At 71.8% G+C, this 17,969-nt stretch carries 19 protein-coding genes; 12 read left to right on the top strand and 7 right to left on the bottom strand.

All coding sequences use genetic code 11. The annotated features are described in order from the left end of the window. Positions 1-58 precede the first annotated feature (58 nt). Positions 59-1,411 carry an NYN domain-containing protein gene (locus RWK90_RS16965; protein ID WP_314038803.1) on the bottom strand — a complete coding sequence of 451 codons (1,353 nt, stop codon included), beginning with the start codon at positions 1,409-1,411 and terminating at the stop codon, positions 59-61. A 101-nt stretch (positions 1,412-1,512) separates the two neighbouring features. On the opposite strand from RWK90_RS16965, the gene RWK90_RS16960 reads away from it, so the two are divergent. Continuing rightward, complete coding sequence (locus tag RWK90_RS16960; RefSeq protein ID WP_314038802.1) at positions 1,513-2,373, top strand: mycofactocin-coupled SDR family oxidoreductase; 861 nt, start codon at positions 1,513-1,515, stop codon at positions 2,371-2,373. A gap of 102 nt (positions 2,374-2,475) precedes the next feature. Here RWK90_RS16960 and RWK90_RS16955 read toward each other — a convergent pair whose 3' ends face one another. Further along, positions 2,476-2,610, bottom strand: a complete 135-nt coding sequence (locus tag RWK90_RS16955) for a hypothetical protein (protein ID WP_314038801.1) — start codon at positions 2,608-2,610, stop codon at positions 2,476-2,478. Between the two features lie 302 nt (positions 2,611-2,912). Here RWK90_RS16955 and RWK90_RS16950 point away from each other — a divergent pair, with 302 nt between their 5' ends. Both RWK90_RS16950 and RWK90_RS16945 read left to right on the top strand, forming a co-directional pair. Further along, positions 2,913-4,154, top strand: coding sequence for an acyl-CoA desaturase (locus RWK90_RS16950; protein ID WP_314038800.1), 1,242 nt, complete (start codon positions 2,913-2,915; stop codon positions 4,152-4,154). 189 nt (positions 4,155-4,343) lie between these two features. After that, a complete protein-coding gene (locus RWK90_RS16945; protein ID WP_314038799.1) occupies positions 4,344-4,943 on the top strand; it encodes a transcriptional regulator in 600 nt (199 codons plus the stop codon). A 61-nt stretch (positions 4,944-5,004) separates the two neighbouring features. Here RWK90_RS16945 and RWK90_RS16940 read toward each other — a convergent pair whose 3' ends face one another. Genes RWK90_RS16940 through RWK90_RS16930 form a run of 3 tightly spaced genes read right to left on the bottom strand, consistent with a single transcriptional unit; the run spans position 5,005 to position 9,371 of the window. Continuing rightward, positions 5,005-7,575: an FtsX-like permease family protein gene (locus RWK90_RS16940; RefSeq protein ID WP_314038798.1), complete on the bottom strand. Its 2,571-nt coding sequence runs from the start codon at positions 7,573-7,575 to the stop codon at positions 5,005-5,007. Next, on the bottom strand, positions 7,575-8,345 hold the full coding sequence (locus RWK90_RS16935; RefSeq protein WP_314038797.1) for an ABC transporter ATP-binding protein: 771 nt from the start codon (positions 8,343-8,345) through the stop codon (positions 7,575-7,577). Before RWK90_RS16935 ends, RWK90_RS16940 begins: the two co-directional genes overlap by 1 nt. Positions 8,346-8,372: 27 nt before the next feature. Then, positions 8,373-9,371 carry a pseudouridine synthase gene (locus RWK90_RS16930; protein WP_314038796.1) on the bottom strand — a complete coding sequence of 333 codons (999 nt, stop codon included), beginning with the start codon at positions 9,369-9,371 and terminating at the stop codon, positions 8,373-8,375. Between the two features lie 249 nt (positions 9,372-9,620). Between RWK90_RS16930 and RWK90_RS16925 the strand changes: the two genes are divergently transcribed. The 5 genes from RWK90_RS16925 to RWK90_RS16905 all read left to right on the top strand — a co-directional run bounded on the left by RWK90_RS16925 (position 9,621) and on the right by RWK90_RS16905 (position 12,260). Further along, a complete protein-coding gene (locus RWK90_RS16925) occupies positions 9,621-10,517 on the top strand; it encodes a universal stress protein (RefSeq protein WP_314038794.1) in 897 nt (298 codons plus the stop codon). Beyond that, positions 10,514-10,804 (top strand): GNAT family N-acetyltransferase, encoded by a 291-nt coding sequence (locus tag RWK90_RS16920; RefSeq protein WP_314038793.1) that lies wholly within the window; start codon positions 10,514-10,516, stop codon positions 10,802-10,804. The genes RWK90_RS16925 and RWK90_RS16920 overlap by 4 nt, the downstream gene beginning before the upstream one ends. A gap of 137 nt (positions 10,805-10,941) precedes the next feature. Further along, positions 10,942-11,223 (top strand): GlsB/YeaQ/YmgE family stress response membrane protein, encoded by a 282-nt coding sequence (locus RWK90_RS16915; RefSeq protein ID WP_314038792.1) that lies wholly within the window; start codon positions 10,942-10,944, stop codon positions 11,221-11,223. Positions 11,224-11,345: 122 nt separating this feature from the next. Then, positions 11,346-11,603, top strand: coding sequence for an antitoxin (locus RWK90_RS16910; RefSeq protein WP_314038791.1), 258 nt, complete (start codon positions 11,346-11,348; stop codon positions 11,601-11,603). A 57-nt stretch (positions 11,604-11,660) separates the two neighbouring features. Beyond that, positions 11,661-12,260: a TetR/AcrR family transcriptional regulator gene (locus RWK90_RS16905; RefSeq protein WP_314038790.1), complete on the top strand. Its 600-nt coding sequence runs from the start codon at positions 11,661-11,663 to the stop codon at positions 12,258-12,260. 52 nt (positions 12,261-12,312) lie between these two features. Here RWK90_RS16905 and RWK90_RS16900 read toward each other — a convergent pair whose 3' ends face one another. After that, complete coding sequence (locus RWK90_RS16900; protein WP_314038789.1) at positions 12,313-12,876, bottom strand: DUF2020 domain-containing protein; 564 nt, start codon at positions 12,874-12,876, stop codon at positions 12,313-12,315. 77 nt (positions 12,877-12,953) lie between these two features. Here RWK90_RS16900 and RWK90_RS16895 point away from each other — a divergent pair, with 77 nt between their 5' ends. Beyond that, complete coding sequence (locus RWK90_RS16895) at positions 12,954-13,589, top strand: TetR family transcriptional regulator (RefSeq protein ID WP_314038788.1); 636 nt, start codon at positions 12,954-12,956, stop codon at positions 13,587-13,589. Between the two features lie 54 nt (positions 13,590-13,643). On the opposite strand, the gene RWK90_RS16890 is transcribed toward RWK90_RS16895, so the two are convergent. Then, the gene (locus RWK90_RS16890; protein WP_314038787.1) at positions 13,644-14,222 is read right to left on the bottom strand and encodes a DUF1990 family protein; all 579 of its coding nucleotides are present in this window, start codon (positions 14,220-14,222) and stop codon (positions 13,644-13,646) included. A gap of 98 nt (positions 14,223-14,320) precedes the next feature. Between RWK90_RS16890 and RWK90_RS16885 the strand changes: the two genes are divergently transcribed. From RWK90_RS16885 to RWK90_RS16875, 3 genes are all read left to right on the top strand, one after another. Further along, the gene (locus RWK90_RS16885) at positions 14,321-15,202 is read left to right on the top strand and encodes a hypothetical protein (RefSeq protein WP_314038786.1); all 882 of its coding nucleotides are present in this window, start codon (positions 14,321-14,323) and stop codon (positions 15,200-15,202) included. Positions 15,203-15,837: 635 nt separating this feature from the next. Then, the gene (locus tag RWK90_RS16880) at positions 15,838-16,758 is read left to right on the top strand and encodes a L,D-transpeptidase (RefSeq protein WP_314038785.1); all 921 of its coding nucleotides are present in this window, start codon (positions 15,838-15,840) and stop codon (positions 16,756-16,758) included. 92 nt (positions 16,759-16,850) lie between these two features. Then, positions 16,851-17,792 (top strand): L,D-transpeptidase, encoded by a 942-nt coding sequence (locus RWK90_RS16875; RefSeq protein WP_314038784.1) that lies wholly within the window; start codon positions 16,851-16,853, stop codon positions 17,790-17,792. Positions 17,793-17,969: the final 177 nt, after the last annotated feature.

Below are 17,969 nucleotides of genomic sequence, written 5' to 3'. Positions count from 1 at the left end.
CGCCGACACCCCCGCACCCGACCCCGACACACCACCCTTCTAGAAGCGGTGCGGACGGTCAGCGGTGCTTGAGCAGGACCGCGCGGATGCCCTCGTGGAACCCGTCTCGCAGCCGGACACGCTGCGCCTCGGTCAGGGTGAACTCGTTGAGCATCTGACAGGCGAACTGCAGGAGCGGGCGGTCGATCGACGGCGGGAGGACACCGCCGGAGAGGAGGTGGGCCTCGTCCCGCTGCTGCTCGGTCGCGGCCTGCTCATACCACCAGGTGGCGTACTGCTGCCCCACGTCGAAGGGGGTCTGCTCACCGGCGGAGGTCCAGACCTCCTCGGGGAGCGGCACGAACTTGGACCGCAACGGCCGGCGGTGCGGCGCCATCATCGACGGGTTGGGCCGCGACGACCCGTTCTCCGGCACGCCCGCCGCCGAGGACTTCTGGACCGAACCGGCCTGCCCCTCCGGCGCACTCTGCGTCGGTTGCGGCGCTGGACCCGGCTTGGGCGCGAGGTCGGCGGGCGTCACCACGGGCGGGACATCCGGCTTGGCGGCCGGCTCCGGGGCCGGGGACTGGGACTGGGCCGCAGCGGGAGGCTCCTGCCCTGTCGCCACGTCCTGCCCGTCGCGATCACTCTCGATCCGGGCGACGCATTCCTGCTCGTCGGCGGCGAGCTCCTCCGCGTCCGCGGCGCGCTCCTCGTCCGCGATCGTCAGGCGGGCCTCGTCGGCGACGGAGGTCGCGGCCGCGCGATCGGCCCGCAGGTCCACCTCCATGAGGTCCACCGACTCGTGGGTGTCGGGCTCGTGCCCGTCCTCCCCCGGGTGCACCGGGGAGGTCGACGGCGTGCGGACCTTGGGCGGGATCGGTCCCTCGAGGACACGGATCTGCATGGCGTCGTGGAAGTCCGTCCGCGGGTCGAGCACCGTCGTCGTGTCGCAGGTGTGCCGCAGTGCTGAGGAGATGGAGTCCCAGCCGAAGCCCACCAGGTGCATCCGCACGCCGGCCTCCACGGCCACCCGGACACCCGGGATCATGTCCGCGTCACCCGTGACCAGGACCATGTCCGAACAATGCCCCTTGTAGGCCGCCTGGATCATGTCCGCCACGAGGAGGGTGTCGACCGCCTTCTGGGTGCGGCGTTCGCCCCACTCGATCAACTGGCCCGCGCGCAGCTGCACGCCCTCGATCACCCGGAGTGTGCGCTGGTACCGGTGCGGGCCCGAATCCGGTATGCCGTCGTACCAGTTCTGTCTCTGTACCGGCTGGTCCACGAGGCTGTGGGCGACCTGGTCTAAACGGTGCACGACCGTGGCGAGTGATATCTCCAGCTGCCCGCGCGCCCCCTCCTCCCACGAGTTGTAAAAACTTGCCAGTAGATAGGACGTGTCCACTAGGACCAGTGTCCGCTCAAGCATGATGACCACTACCTGTTCTGTCTGTTTACGTTGACTTCAAGCATGCCGCAGGTCGGCTGGCCCCGCAGGGCCCGCCGCCGTCGATCGTCAGGAGTTTCACCATGTCGCACCCCGCCTCCACGTCAACCGATCTGACCGGAAGGGTCGTGCTGGTCACCGGCGCAGCCCGCGGCCAGGGCCGTGCCCATTGCGAGGCGTTCGCCGCCGCGGGCTGCGACGTCATCGCGCTGGACCTGTGCCGGGACATCGAGACGGTGCCCTACCCCATGGCCGAGCCGGCGGATCTCGAGGCCACCGCGGAGGCGGTCCGCGCACTGGGGCGGCGCTGCGTGACGGGGATCGTCGACGTACGCGACCTGCCGGGGATGCAGGAGGCGGTCGACGCCGGGGTCGCCGAGCTCGGAGGCCTGGACTTCGTGGTGGCCAACGCCGGCGTCTCGCCGCAGCCCGTCGCCACCTGGGAGCGGTCCGAGGAGGAGTGGGACAGCACCATGGACATCAACCTCAAGGGCACCTGGATCACCACCAAGGTGGCGATCCCCCACATCCTGGCCACGGGCCGGGGCGGCTCGGTGGTGCTCATCAGCTCGATGGTGGGCCTTCGCGGCGGTTCGTTCACCGGCAGCTACGCGACCTCCAAGTGGGGCGTCCGCGGCCTCGCCAAGGCCCTCGCCGGGGAGCTCGGCTTCTCGAACGTCCGGTGCAACTCCATCCACCCGGGCAACGTGCGCACGCCGATGATCGAGAACCCGGCGATGATCGAGATGATGTCCGGCGGGAAGGGCACGACGCTCGAGGACACCGCGGAGACCTACAGCGGCATGACCCAGATGCCCCAGCCGTGGGTCGAGCCGTCGGCGATCGCGTCCATGGCGCTCTACCTGTGCAGCGACGCGGGCGCCGGGATCACCGGGGCCTCGATCCCCGTCGACCTGGGCGGGAGCGAGAAGTTCGGTCTCTGACCCCGGGTGCGGGGCGTCGACCCCCGGAACAGACGACGGCCCGCACCTCTGGTCGAGGGGCGGGCCGTCGTATACGAACGGGCGTGGGCCCGTTCCGAGGACTCAGGCGGACTCGGGCGCCGGCGAGGTCGGACGGGGGACGCTGACGGTCGAGCCGGTCGCGGTCCACACCAGCGACCAGAAGATGTCGATGACCGGCTGGATGGCCCGCAGGAAGATGTCGTTGGCGTTGCTCATGGTGTGTGTCCCCTCAAGTGTCGTACTCGTGCGTACTGGCTCGTACCGCGGTAGGCGCTGTCGTGTCCGTATCCCTACGCGACGACTGGTATGTCGTCACCAACCCGCCCGACGTTACACAACCGTGACTTCGATCAGAACATCGTTCGCCTCCGGTGCAGGCCAGCGCGTTACCGAGGACCACAAAGGAAGTTGGGGCCGCGTCCACGACGCGGTACGGGGATGGGTCCACCCGACCTCAAATCTGTGACCCGCGCAACCGGACGTACCTACGCGACCGTAAGTTACGCTACCGTAGCTTCATGGCAATCACCGACATCCCTGAATTCGCGCATCTATCGGAGGAGGACGTCGAGGCTCTCGGCGCCGAGCTCGAGCAGATCCGTCAGGACATCATCGGTTCCCTGGGCGAGCGGGACGCCGCCTACATCCACAACACCATCCGCTTCCAGCGCGGCCTCGAGGTCGCGGCCCGCGCCCTGCTCATGGTCGGCTCGCGCAACAGGACCGCCTGGGCGGTCGGCGCCGGCGCACTCGGGGTCGCCAAGATCGTCGAGAACATGGAGCTCGGGCACAACATCATGCACGGGCAGTGGGACTGGATGAACGACCCGGAGATCCACTCCACCACCTGGGAGTGGGACATCGTCGGTACGTCCGAGCACTGGAAGCAGACCCACAACTACCTGCACCACAAGTTCACCAACATCGTAGGCATGGACGACGACGTGGGGTTCGGTCTGCTGCGCGTGACCCGCGACCAGCGGTGGAGCCCGTTCTTCTACGGCAACGTCGCCTACAACGCGGTGCTGGCCCTGCTGTTCCAGTGGGGCGTGGGCATCCAGCACCTCGAGCTGGGCAAGGTCGCCAAGGGCCGCGACGACCGCGGGGAGACCAAGCGCAAGCTCAAGCTCTTCGCCAAGAAGGCGTCCGGCCAGCTGCTCAAGGACTACGTCCTCTACCCGGCGCTGTCGGGTAAGGGGTGGAAGTCCACCGCGACCGCGAACCTTCTCGCCAACGGCATCCGCAACGTGTGGACCAACGCCGTCATCTTCTGCGGCCACTTTCCCGACGGGGCGGAGAAGTTCACCAAGAAGAACGTGCAGGAGGAGACGCAGGCCGAGTGGTACCTGCGGCAGATGCTCGGCTCCGCCAACCTCACCGGCGGGCCGATCATGGACTTCATGTCCGGCAACCTCTCGTACCAGATCGAGCACCACATCTACCCGGACATGCCGTCCAACCGCCTGTCCGAGGCGTCGCTGCGCGTGCGCGCGGTGTGCGACAAGTACGACCTGCCGTACGTGGCCGGGCCGCTGCCGGTGCAGTACGCCAAGACGTGGCGCACCATCGCCAAGCTGTCGCTGCCCAACCACATGCTGCGCGCCACCGCGGACGACGCCCCGGAGACCCACTCCGAGCGGATGTTCGAGGAGCTCCCCACGCCGCTGCCCGCCCCTGAGGGCAAGCGTGCGGGCCTGAAGACCGCGCTGAAGCATCATCGTGCGCGTCGTCGGGCGCGCAAGGTCGTCGCCGTGGCCTGACCGGCCCGCACGACATCCCAGCCCGGGAACGCCCCGGCGCCGTAACCCGGTGCCGGGGCGTCCGTCATTCCGGCGCCTGGCGACCCCGGTCGGCGATAGGCTGTCGCTCGGGTCATCGGGACCGCGGGCGGGCCGGCGCTACACCGGTCGAGCCGGTCACCGTATGGGAACACGACGACGGGAGCCCCCATGGAGGACCGGCGGATGCTCATCGCCGATTCCGCGATCGAGGTCGTGGCGAGGGACGGCGTCCGTGCCCTCACACACCGCGCCGTGGACTCGGAGGCGGGCCTGCCCTCCGGCTCCACCTCTTACTACTGCCGCACGCGTTCGCAGCTGCTCACGCTGACCGTCGACCGGCTCACCTCGCTGCTGCGGGGGTTCGTGGAGGTCTCCGGCATCCAGGACCTGGCGTCCTCGAACGCGGACGAGGTGCTCGCGACGCTCACCCGCATGGTGGACGGACTGCTGGCGGATTATCGCGGCGAGCTGGCGGCCCGGTCGGCCCTCATCGTGGAGCTCGCCGGCAAGTCGGACACCGGCGACCTCGTGGCCGCCCTGCTCGACCCCAGCGATCTGGTCGGCGCACTCGACGCCGCGGGCCTGCGCGACCCCGCGACCGCCGCCCTGGATCTGCTCACGGTCTACGAGGGTCTGCTGTGGGAGCGCACGGTGGGACGTCTGGCGGGTGCCGAGGTCGACGCCCGGCACGACGCCGAGCTGCTGGGCGCGGTGCTCGCGCGACACGAGCACCGCGGCCCCCGCAACCTGTTCGGCCTGCGCCGCTGACCGCAGCCGCTGACTGCAGCCGCTAGCCCGCGCCCCGGGCGCACGCGGCGGACCGGCGGCGTCAGTCCGCGATCGCCTCGAGCGGCCCCGTCTTGGCCGCGCGGTGGGCGGGCCACAGCGACGCGAGCACGCCGACCACGGCCGAGGACGCCAGCACCACGACGATGCTGCCCCAGGGGATGGTTGTCTCCGTGAGCCCGCTGTCCGCGAGCACGGTGACGAACGCCCAGCCCAGGTACACCCCCACCGCGGCGCCGACGAGCGCGCCGAACACGGCGATCTGCGTGGACTCGAGGTTGATGGTGCGGCGGATCTGCGAACGCTGCATGCCGACGGCGCGCAACATCCCGATCTCGGTGCGGCGTTCGATCACCGACAGCGCCAGGGTGTTGACGATGCCGAGGACGGCGATCACCAGCGCCAGACCGAGCAGGGCGTAGATGATCGAGAGAAGCTGGTCGATCCCGCCGGTCTGGACGTCGATGTACTGCTGCTTGCTCTGCACCATGGCGATGGGGATGTCGGTGAGCTCGTCGGTGACGGCGGCGAGCACCTCGTCGGTGCTGACGCCCTCGGCCGCGGAGGCGAGCATGATGAACGTCGTGCGCAGGTTCTCCGGCACCAGGCGTTCGTAGACGTCCATACCGGTGTAGAACGGCCCGAGGATCTGGGAGTCCTCGTAGACGCCGGTCACCCGCAGGGTCGACTCCGCGCCGTCGGGGCCCACGAGCGGGACGCGCGCGCCGACCGTCCAGCCGCGGTCGCGTGCGACGGTGCGCGACACCACCAGCGAGTCCGTGCCGGGCGTCAGGGAGCCGTCGACCATGGTCGCGTCGATCATCTCCTCGAGCGGCCCGCCCGCGGCGGCGAGCGCCTGGGGTTCACCCGCGAGCTGGGCGAAGGAGAACGCCAGCCACGCCACCTCGCCGACCTCGTCGACGGCGGCGACCCGGTCCTGGACGCCGCCGGGCAGCGGGGTCGGCGGGCCCTGGGAGGCGACGCCCTGGATGACGAGCTCGGCGTTGATGTCCTGGTCGATGACGCCGGAGACGCTCTCCTTGGTGGTGGCGCCGAGGGTGCCGAACGCGGCGACCAGGGTGAGCCCGAGGGTCAACGCGAAGGCGGTGGCGGCGGTGCGGCGGGTGTTGCGCCCGGCGTTGGTCGCGGCGAGCTTGCCGACCGCGCCGAAGGGCGCGCCGATGACGCGGCCGATGCCGCCCGCGATGGGCTTGGCCAGCGTGGGCATGACGAGAAAGCTGCCGATGATGAGGGCGGCGGCGCCGACGCCGACGGTGATCGCGCCGTCGCGGGTGGAGTCGTTCCACGTGCCGATGAGGGCCAGGGCGAGCCCGCTGATCACCGCGAGGACGCCGATGTAGGTGCGCCACACGCCGCCGGCCTCGGTGGAGGCGGAGCCGACGCGCATGCCCTGCACGGGGGCCACGCGGCCCGCGCGCCGGGCCGGGGCCCAGGCGGAGAACACGGTGACGACAAAGCCCAGCACGAGCGGGGTGAGGACCGACATCGGGGTGAGCGCGAGGGCGCCGGACGGGATACCCAGGTCGAGGGCCTCGAGCACGGTGAAGATGAGCTGTGCCAGCCCGAACCCGGCGACCACGCCGATCGCGGACCCGACGAGTCCGGTGACGGCGGCCTCGGCCATGACGGAGCGGGTGAGCTGACCACGGGACGCGCCGATGGCGCGCAGCAGGGCGAGCTCGCGCAGCCGCTGGGCGACGAGCATGGAGAAGGTGTTGTAGATGATGAACGTGCCCACGAGCAGGGCTATGAGCCCGAACGCGACGAAGAAGTAGTTGACGAAGTCGAGGATGGTGGACAGCTGCTCGGAGAGCCGCTCGCGGATCTCGTCGCCGGTGCTCACGGTGTAGTCGGGGAACTCGGCGGCGATGGTGTCGCGGACCTGCTCCTGGCTGACGCCGGGTTCGGCGCGCACGGAGATCTGCGAGGCGTTCTCACCGTCGGTGAACAGGGCGCGGGCGCGGTCGGAGGAGAAGCCGACGCCCACGTAGCCGCCGATGTCGGTCTCGTTGGCGTAGGAGCCGACGATCGTCACGTCGAGCGTGCCCTGGCTGGTGGTGTAGACCTGCGCGGTGTCGCCGAGGGACAACCCGGCGCTCTCGAGGACGGTGGTGGGCAGGACGACCTCGTCGTCCCCGGCGGGCGCCCTGCCGTCGACGATCCAGCTGGAGTCGCCGACAGACTGGTCGGGTTCGACCCACGCCAGGCCCTCGGAGGGGGCGCCGCCGGACTGGTAGGGGGTGCCGTCTGCGTTGAACAGCACGACGGTGCCGGACACGCCGGGGGTGGCGGCCTCGACGCCGGGCAGGTCCAGGACCTGCTCGGCCACCTCGAACGGCACCCCGGCGCCGCGCGGGTCGGAGGGTTCGATCATCGCGGACAGGTCCTGCGTGCCCTGGTCGAGCAGCCCGTCGAAGGTGCTCTTGAGGGTGGAGGTGAACACGAGCGAGCCGGTGACGAAGGCGGTGCCCAGCACCACGGCGAGGACCGACAGGAGCAGGCGGAGTTTGTGGGCGGCGATGTTGCGCAGGGAGACGCGCAGCATGGGCCGTGCGTGGCGGGGCGCGTGGCGCGCCTCGTGCTTGCCGACCATCACCGCTCCTCGAGGGCGCCCATGGCCGACAGGATGTCGTCGGCGGTGGGGCGCTCGAGCTCGCGGACCACGCGGCCGTCGGCGAGCAGGAGGACGCGGTCGGCGTAGGTGGCGGCGCGGGGATCGTGGGTGACGATCACGACGGTCTGGCCGAAGTCGTCGGCGGCGCTGCGCAGGATGGACAGGACCTCGGCGGAGGAGGTGGAGTCGAGGTTGCCGGTGGGCTCGTCGCCGAAGAGGATGTCGGGCCGGCCGACGAGGGCGCGGGCGCAGGCGACACGCTGCTGCTGGCCGCCGGAGAGCTCGGAGGGGCGGTGCGAGAGCCGGTCGGCGATGCCCAGCCGGCCGATGACCTCGTCGAACCACGCGCGGTCGATGGTGTGGCCGGCGATGTCCTGCGGGAGGGTGATGTTCTCCTCGGCGGTGAGGGTGGGCACGAGGTTGAAGGACTGGAACACGAACCCGATCCGGTCGCGGCGCAGGGCGGTGAGGTCCTTATCGCCGAGCCCGACGATCTCGGTGTCGCCGATGCGGACGGAGCCGGAGGTGGGCCGGTCGAGGCCGGCCATGCAGTGCATGAGGGTGGACTTGCCGGAGCCGGAGGGGCCCATGATGGCGGTGAACCGGCCGCGTTCGAAGGTCGCGCTGACGTGGTCGAGGGCGCGGACCTCGGTCTCGCCCTCCCCGTAGGTCATGACGAGGTCGGTCGCGACGGCGGCTGCGGAGTCCGCCCCGTCCGCGCGGTGGTGGGTCTCGGCCTGGGTGGTCATGTGCTCCCTCGGATCATGGTGGTCGACCTACAGCTTGCAGGAGTTCGGAGCCGGGGCCGATGGGGGATTGCCCTGGTTCGCACCCTGATCCTGCCCGCCCGGCCAGGCGTCGAGGGCGCGCCTCGTGGTGAACCGGCGTGGTCGCCCGGTGACGGGGTCGGTGAAGGCGAGCTCGGCGGCCAGGAGTTGCAGGGGGCGGGTGAAGTCGCCGGGGGTCACGTCGAGGACGTCCGGGTAGAGGTCGTCGCCGAGGATGGGGGTGCCGAGGGCGTTCATGTGGACGCGCAACTGGTGGGTGCGGCCGGTGGTCGGTTCGAGGCGGTAGAGGCCCAGTCGGTCGGGCCCGGCGCCGCGGGTGTCGAGCAGGGTGATGCGGGTGTGGGCGTCGGGTTCGCCGTCGACCTCCGCGGCCCGGAGGACGCCGCGGGTCTTGACGATCCGGCTGGAGCGTTCGCGGACGGCGGGGACGCCGTCGGGGGCCGGGGCGACGGCCAGGTAGGTCTTGGTGACGCGGCGGGCGGCGAAGAGGTCCTGGTAGGCGCCGCGGCGGTCCGGGTCGACGGTGAACACGAGGACCCCGGCGGTGAGCCGGTCGAGGCGGTGGGCGGGCGCGAGGTCGTCGAGGCCGAGGTCGCGCCGCAGGCGCACCAGCGCGGTCTCGGTGACGTGTCCGGCGCGGGGGGTGGTCGCGAGGAAGTGGGGTTTGTCGACGACGACGAGGAGGTCGTCGCGGTGGAGCACCTCGATCTCGAACGGCACGGAGATCTCGGGGTCCGGCGTCCGGTACATCCACACGTCCATCCCCCGGTGCCGCCGGGTGGCGGGGGTGACGGCCGCCCCGTCGGCGGTGACGACCTGCCCCGCCTCGAGGGCGGCCTCGAGCTCGGCGAGCCGGTCGGGGAAGCGTCGCCGCAGCTCCTCGACGATGCTGCGGGGGCCCTGGCCGGGGTCGGCGAGGCGGATCCGCACCGGGTCGACGCCGTCCCGGAGAGGCAGGGGCCGCGCACGTCGCCTGGAACCGGACATGTCCCTCACCCTATCCGGTGGGCTACACTCACTCGCGCAACAACTGTCTCGTGCATCACACGCACCACTAGAGCCCCGGGAGTGCCCCATGATCGACGTCGTCGTCGACTTCTTCCTCTTCGGCCCCGGTCGCGCCGTCCTCCCGGCGTTCCAGGGCAGCTTCAACCTCGCCTACCCCGCGAACGCGCCTTTCCCCGAGCAGCTGTAAATCCCGGGTACACCGTCGGACCCCGGCGGTAGGCTCGGGACATGAGCTCCCTCGAGAACACCGTCGTCGTCGGCGTCGACGGCTCCGCCGCCTCGACCGGCGCGGTCGCCTACGCCGCCCACACCGCCGCCACCCGACGCGTCCCGCTCAGGCTCGTGACCACCTACACGATGCCCGCGGCGATGTTCGCGGAGGGCATGATCCCGCCGCAGCCCGTCTACGACGAGCTGGAGCGCGAGTGCCACCCGATCATCGAGAAGGCGCGGGCCACCGCGGAGAAGGTCGCGCCGGGTGTCGAGGTCTCGCACGCGATCGTCGAGGGCAACCCGGCGCAGGTGCTCATCGACTACTCGCGCAAGGCCAAGATGATCGTCCTGGGCTCCCGCGGGCTGGGCGGCATCAAGGGCATGGTCCTGGGTTCGGTGTCGGCCGCCGTGGCCAGCCACGCGTTCAGCCCGGTCGTGGTGACCCGTGAGGACACCGACGACCTCGACCGCACCGGGCCGGTGGTGGTGGGAATCGACGGCTCCGAGGTCAGCGCCAAGGCCACCGAGTGGGCCTTCGCCGAGGCGTCCGCACGCGCCACCCCGCTCGTCGCGGTGCACACGTGGATGGACCCGCAGGTCCAGGCGGCGGCCGCCGGCATCTCCCTCTCGGAGGACGACTGGAAGCAGCTCGAGGAGCAGCAGCTCCAGACGCTGTCGGAGCGGTTGGCGGGCTTCTCGGACCGCTACCCGGATGTCGAGGTGCAGCGCTTCGTGACACGCGATCGCGCGGTCCGGGCACTGGTCGAGCAGTCGGAGAACGCCCAGCTCGTCGTCGTCGGCTCCCACGGGCGGGGCGGATTCGCGGGCATGGTCCTCGGTTCCACCTCGCGCGCGCTCCTGCAGGCCGCGCCGTGTCCCGTGATGGTCGTCCGTCCGGAGTCGCACTCATGAGCAACTCGGGAGACGTTCAGGTCCGGCTCGACGCCGCCGCGGGGCGGTTCGAGATCCTGGTGGGCGACGTCGTGGCGGGCCAGGCCGAGTACCACGACCACCCGGACGGGGTCCGCGAGTTCCCGCACACGGTCGTCGCCTCGGAGTTCGGCGGCCGCGGCCTGGCGGGTCAGCTGGTCGGCGAGGCCCTGCGCGTGACCCGCGAGGAGGGACTGCGCGTGCGCCCCACCTGCTCGTTCGTCGCCGGGTACATCGAGAAGAACCCGGATTCGGTGGAGGTCGCCTGAGGACACGGGGACGTAACGAGTGAGCGACGTTTGATCACCGGGCGCGCCCGATCGGAAGCGTTCGTTGCCTCAGCGTGTTCTCCTGAGTGAGCGGCCCGTCCCGGGCCGAGAACGACTCTCGGGAAAGGACAACCACAATGCTGTGGAGCATCATCTCCTGGATCATCGTCGGTGGCCTCGCAGGCTGGATCGCCTCCATGATCATGGGCCGGAACGCCCAGATGGGGTTCGTCGCCAACGTGCTCGCCGGCGTCGTCGGCGCCTTCGTCGTGGGGCTCATCGTCTCCTTCCTCACCAGCGACGGCGGCGGTATGCCGGAGGCCTTCTCGCTGTGGGGCTTCATCGCCGCGATCATCGGCGCCTGCCTGCTCATCTGGGTCGTCTCCCTCGTCCGCGGCCGCGGACGCAGCCGGGTCTGACCCGCTCGGCGCAGCGCACTGTCCGGACGGCCCGGCCCCCACTCCGGGGCCGGGCCGTCCGCGTACCACCCCACCCGAGCCCGGGCCCGCACCCGGACCGGCACTCACGACAGGAGATCGACATGGGACTGTTCGACAAGGCCCGCGAGTTCGCGCGGAAGAACCCCGACAAGGTCGAGGCCGCCCTCGACAAGGCCGGCGACGCGTTCGACGCGCGTACCGGCGGCGCGCACGCCGCCCGGATCGACACCGTCCAGCAAAGGGCCGGCGAGTTCCTCACCGGCCGCACGGCCGAGGCGCCCGAGGTCCCGGACGCCCCCGACGGCACGCCGACGCCCGATCCTGACGCCTCCCAGCACAGCCGCGGGCCCGGGGACTGACCCGCGCCCGCCGCGGCGGAGGTGGTGCCGGTGATCACTGCCGATACTCTGTTACCCGTGACGAGAACACGGTCGACCAAGCCCGGACCGCGGGAGCGGCTCCTGGCGACGGCGACCCGTCTGTTCTCCACGGACGGCATCCGGGCCGTGGGGATCGACCGCATCCTGCGGGAGGCCGGGGTCGCCAAGGCCAGCCTCTACAACACCTACGGCTCGAAGGACGAGCTGGTGGTGGCGTACCTGAGGTCGGTCGGCGAGCGGGACCGCGACCTGTGGCGCCGCCGCGCCGACCTCGCCCCGGACGCCCGGGGCCGCATCCTCGCCCTGTTCGACATCGTGCGGGAGCAGGTGGAACCGGCGATGCCCGGGTCCTGCCACCTCGCGGCCGCGATCGAGTTCCCCAGCCCCGCGACCGACGGCGAGCGGGCGATCCGCGCGGCGGTGGCCGACCAGCGGGCGTGGGTGGCTCAGACCCTGCGCGACGAGCTCACCGCGATGGGCCTGCAGGACCCGGACAACATCACCGACCTCGCCGAGCGCCTGGCGTTGCTCCACGACGGGTCGGTCACCGCGGCGATGCTGGGCGAGGTCCGCACGACCGCGATGACGGCCCGGAGCATGGCCGAGCTCATCCTCGCGATGGTCACCGAGGGCTGAGCCGGCCGACACGCGCCCGGGCCGCGGGGCCGCCCGGTCCGCCCACGCGCGCTCAGTCGGCCACGCGCGGCGCCACGATCTCGACGACACCCCGCACCACGGCGGCGTCGTCGCCGGTGGACTGCACGGCCAGGACGCGGTTGTCGCGGGCGAGCACCGCCAGCGCGCCGGCGGGCCCCACCGTGACGCCGCCGCCCCATCCGCCCTCGGCCTCCGCCGGCTCGGACGCGTCCGGCGGCGCGGACTCGGTGACCAGTTCCCCGGCACGCGCGGAGGAGGACACCTCGTAGACGGTGGTGGTGAGGTGCACGGCACCGTCGGCGTCGTAGAAGAAGCAGGCCGCCGGGTCCACGCTGTCGTCCACCCGGGCCTCGTCGGTGGGCGTGCCGGACGCCCCGGTGACCTCCTCGACGGAGAGATAGGGGCAGTCCCCCTCCGAGACCGGTTGCACCGGTGGGAGTTCGGGCTGCGCGGTCTCGACCGGGGCGGTCCGGATGGTGCCCATCTCCGCGGCGGGCTCCGACCCGCCGCCGCATCCGGCGAGGACACCGAGCAGGATCGCGGAGGTCGCACCCAGGGCGAGTGTGTCGGGTGCCATACCGGTGGGTTTGCGCATACCGCCAGGATAGAGGCCGGGCCGCTCAGTAGAGTCGGCGACAGCAGCACCTGAGACGAGGAGCCGGGAGGTGGGCCATGGGCGGGTCGGCGGGCGCCGCCTCCGGCGCCGACCGCACCGAGGACCGACGGCGCGAACTGCGCTCGGTGATCTCGGCGGCGGCGGTCGACCTGGTGATCGAGCGCGGGCTCGACGCGGTGACGGTCGACGAGATCGCCCGCGCCGCGAACGTGTCGCGCAGGACGTTCTTCAACTACTTCCCGTCCAAGGCCGCCGCGTGCATCCCGGACACTCCCCCGGCCGGGCGTGAGGCCGTCCGGGAGTTCCTCACCGACCGCAGCGTGTCCACCATGACCGCGCTGGCCCGCCTCATGTGGCACCAGGTCTCCAACGCGCGGCGCAGCAGCGGGGCGTTCGACCGGTTCCACGACATGTGGCGGCGCGAGCCCGGGGTGCGGACGCAGGTGCACGAGATCCTGGCGATCACGGAGAAGGAGCTCGCGCAGCTGGTGGCACGCCGGGAGGGCCGCGAGCCGGATTCTGTGGAGGCCGCGACCGTGGCGGCGGCGTCGATCGCGATCCTGCGGGTCGCGGTGGAGCGCTGGCGGATCGACGAGTCGGGCTCGTTGCTCGAGCACCGCATCCGTGAGGCGTTCGACGCGGTCGCCGACTCGGTGGCGATGCCCGACCCGCGAGCCGACACCACCGACTGACACCGCGAACCGGCGCCGGGGCCGTCGCCGCCGCGTTCGGCTACCCGTGCCCGATTACGCCCGCGCCGCGGTGGGCGGCGCGGCCAGGGCGCGGAGCAGTCGCTCCGCCATCCGGGCGTGGGCGCGTGCCTCGCGCGTCGCGGCGCCGGGCAGCACGTAGAAGGTCCGCGGCCGCCACACCGTGCGGACCGTCGCGGTGACCGCGCCGGACGTGGGGTCCAGGTCGAGGTGGCAGCGGTGCTCGGCCACCGCGGTGTTGCCCTCGAGTGTGCCGACGACGAGGCCCTGCCTCAGCGACTCGTCGATCCGGTCGACGAGCCGACAGGCGCCCCGGAGAGGCCCGTCGAGGACCACCACGTCCACCGACGGGTCCCGATCGGCAGGGACGATCCGCAGCCCCGAGCGTCGGTGGGCGGCCAGGGACAGCAGGTCGTCGGCCAGGGCGTCGAACCGGGTGATGCCCTGGCCCAAATCCCTGGTCGCCACGACCTCCCGCCAGGCCTCGGGCGTGCGGCCGTCGTCCTGCAGGAGCGCCCGCGGGTAGCCGAGCGCCGGCCCCGGCAGCGGCGCCGGCCGCGGGCGCGGACGCCGCCGTCCGTCACCGACGGGAGATGCACCGGGTCTCGACTCCACGGCGCCAGTGTGGCCGCGTCGCATGAGGGGACGGCGCACGCGGGATGAACGGCGGACGTCGGGCGGGCGTCCGGTAGGGCGCACCGTAGGATCGGGCCATGCGATCCCCGCGACCCCGACCGGCACCCGGTCGTCGTCTCGCTCGCGGATCCGCCGCCCTCGCGGCGGTCGCCGCGGCCGCCGCCGTCGCCGGCTGCACGGCCGCGCAGGACGCGGCCGACTCCGGTCCCCCGCGGCTGACCCCCAACCCGCAGTACGACGTCGCCGCGGCGATGGTCGAGGGCCGGTCCGCCCCGGGCGAGCGGCTGAACGCGTGCGAGCTGCTCGACCTGTCCACGGAGGAGGTCATCGAGCTCACCCGTGCCGACATGCCCGAGGTCGACCCCACCGGCTCCGGCGACCTCGGCCTGCTGTGCACCTATGGCGGCCCCGGTTCGCCCGAGCGGCTCGAGGCCGAAGAAGAGGCGGCGGCGGAGTCCGAGACCGGGGCGGAGTCGGAAGAAGAGGCGGAGGACACGACCGAGTCGACCACCGCCGCGTCCCCGACCTCCACGACCGCGACCACTACCACGACCACCGCGACCACGCCCGCGTTCGACCCGGACATCGTCCCCGACACGTTCGCCGCGGGGGTGGTCACGCCGCGGGGCGGGGCCGAGGCGGCACTGGCCGGGCAGGCGACGCTCCTGGGCGTCCGCTACGCGTGTTCGGAGGTGCGTGGTTCCGACGCCGCGGCGATCGAGGGCGCCGCTCCGGCAGCCCCCGGCGCGCCCGCCCCCGTCCGACCCGACCTCGACACCGCCTACATCGACTGCGTGGCCGCCCCGACCGGCGGCGGCATCGAGGTACACACGATCCTGGTGTCCGGGGACGAGCTGTGGCACATCACCCTGCTGGGGCCGGAGACGCCGCGCTCACCGGAGGCCGAGGCCGCCGCGCTGACGGGACTCCACCGGGTCGCGCAGCGCATCCTGGCCTGACCCGGCCTGACTCCAGCCCCGGCCCCGGCCCTGGCTCTGGCTCCGGCTCCGGCCCCGGCCCGGAAATAGGGGAACGGCGCCGGAGCCCCTCAGCATCCGACGCCGTTCCACTTGTTCGGAACGAGACCGCGAGCGATCCCTTCCTCCACGCTGCCCTGAAAGGCCGCGGGCCGGCACCCCCCAGGTGCCCCGGTCTCACGACCGGCCCCTCTGTGCGAAGTCGTAGCCCCTCAGCAACCACTTCACTCTCGCCACCGACCCCTCAGACGGTGACTGACACGAATATATGTTGCACGCGAGACCCCCTCAACCCGGTGAGCAGGCATTCTGTCGCTGACATTTGCTCAGCAAGGGGCCGCGAGCAGGCCTACCTGCACTTCTCGGGCGCCCGTTACCAATGAACGTTGGAAGGGTCCCCGCGCGCCCCGGGCCGGATCGCAGCCGGATGGCGCCCGCCGACCGGGCTCCGCCGCGGAAATGCCCGGTGGCGCACGGGATGTACAGGCGGGCCGCCGCAACGCTATTGTTGCTCGTGTTACTGATGTGACGCGTGGGGCGGAGCTGTGCCCGGCCCGTCCCCGCGTCCATCGCCGCCCGCCCCCGCCGCACTATCGCGGCCCGCTCCGAGGAGTCCGATGTCGCGCCGATCCCGGATCATCGCCCCGCTCGTGGCCACGGCAGGCCTCGTCGTCGTCGGCCTCTCCCCCACCGCCTCCGCCCAGTCCCTCGACTCCGTCGGCTCCTCCGGCTCCGCCGGCGTCCTGGGCATGGAGACCGCACCACTGCCGATCCCCTCCCTGTTCGGCCTCACCCCCGTCCTCACGATCCCCGTCCCCGCGCCGCAGCGACCCGTGATCGACGCGGCGGTCGCGTCCGTCTACCCCACCGCCAGCGAGACGGTCGGCGTCGCACAACCGGTGATGATCACCTTCGACCGCCCCGTCGCCGACCGCGCGGCCGCCGAGGCGGGCGTCGGCATCCGCTCGGCGCCGTCCGTCGAGGGCAAGTTCTACTGGGTCAGCGACACCGAACTGCGCTGGCGCCCCCACGAGTTCTGGCCCGCCCACACCGCCGTCACCGTGTGGGCCGGCGGCCGCGAACACACCTTCCGCACCGGCGACGCGATCGTCTCCACCTACGACGACGCCACCCACCAGGTCACCGTCACCCGCAACGGCCAGGTCGTGCGCACCATGCCCGCCTCCGCCGGCCGCGACGCCTACGCCACCCACAACGGCATCTACTACAACGGCTGGCGCGCCCGCGAGGTCCGCATGGACTCGGAGACCTGGGGCCTGTCGCGGGCCGCCGGCGGCTACGACACGGTCGTCAACGACGGAGTCCGCCTGAGCTACGACGGCATCTTCATCCACTCCGCCCCCTGGTCCGTGGCCGACCAGGGCGTCCGCAACGTCTCCCACGGCTGCATCAACCTCAGCCCCGAGGACGCCGCCTGGTACTACGACAACACCCGCAACGGCGACCCGTTCATCGTCGTGGGCGGCCCCGGCCGGCAGTTCGGGGCCTTCGACGGCCAGGGCGACTGGAACTACTGACCGCGCAGGCGCACACCGGTTGTGGCGCGCGGCATCTCCTTGTAAATGTCTGGTCGGACACTGAGCACACGCTGACCGACCGAGGAGTCCCGATGCCCCGCACCCGCCGCTCCACGGTCGTCGCCGCGATCCTCGCCGTGGGCGCCCTCGTCCTGGGACTCCCGGCCGTCACCGGGACCGCGCCCGACGCGCGGGCCCAGTCCGTGATGCCGCTGAGCCCGCCCGGCATCCCCCAGCTGGAGAACGCCCCCCTGCCCACCCCGCTGATCCCGGGCGTGCCCGCCTATCCCGTCCTCACCTATCCCGTGGTCGGCCCCGCCCGCCCGGTCCCCGAGTACGGCGACGTCCACGTCTTCCCCACCCCGAACGAGGTCGTGGGCGTCGCCCAACCCGTGATGTTCTTCTTCGACCGCCCCATCCGCGACCGCGCCCTCGCCGAGGCGACGATCGGCATCCGCACCGAGCCGGCAGTCGCCGGCAAGTTCTACTGGGTGGGCGACCGCGAGCTGCGGTGGCGCCCACACCAGTTCTGGCCCGTGAACACCTCCGTCACCGTGTGGGCCGGCGGGAAACGCCAGCAGTCCTTCCGCACCGGAGACGCCGTGATCGCCGAGTTCGACGACCGGACCAAGCTCATCACCGTCACCCGCAACGGCCAGGTCGTGCGCACCATGCGCGCCTCCGCCGGCCGCCCCGGCATGGACACCTACAACGGCGTCTACTACACCGGTCAGCGCGGACGGCAGGTCCGCATGAACTCCGAGACCTTCGGCCTGCGAGTCGAGGACGGCGGCTACAACTCGATCGTCAACGACGCCGTCCGGCTCAGCTACGACGGCATCTACATCCACTCCGCCCCCTGGTCGTTGGCCGACCAGGGCGTCCGCAACGTCTCGCACGGCTGCATCAACGTCAGCCCCGAGGACGCCCGCTGGTACTACGACACCACCCGCAACGGCGATCCCTTCATCGTCAAGAACGGTCCCGGGCGCCAGTTCGGGCCGTTCGACGGCCAGGGCGACTGGAACTACTAGCCCCACGCCGCGCGGGGCGGTCGCGACAAGCGCTCGACAAGCGGTCGCGACAAGCGGTCGACAAGCGGTCGCGACAAGCGGTCTCGCACCCCCCTTTTCAACATCTGTACTGTTTCGCCCTCGGCGGGCCACCTGTGGTCTATCGTCCGGTCAGAGTCCGTTCACCACCGACGACGA

This window comes from Dietzia sp. CH92 (assembly GCF_032248695.1).
Taxonomy (GTDB): Bacteria; Actinomycetota; Actinomycetes; order Mycobacteriales; family Mycobacteriaceae; genus Dietzia.
This window is presented reverse-complemented; position numbering and strand designations above follow the sequence as displayed.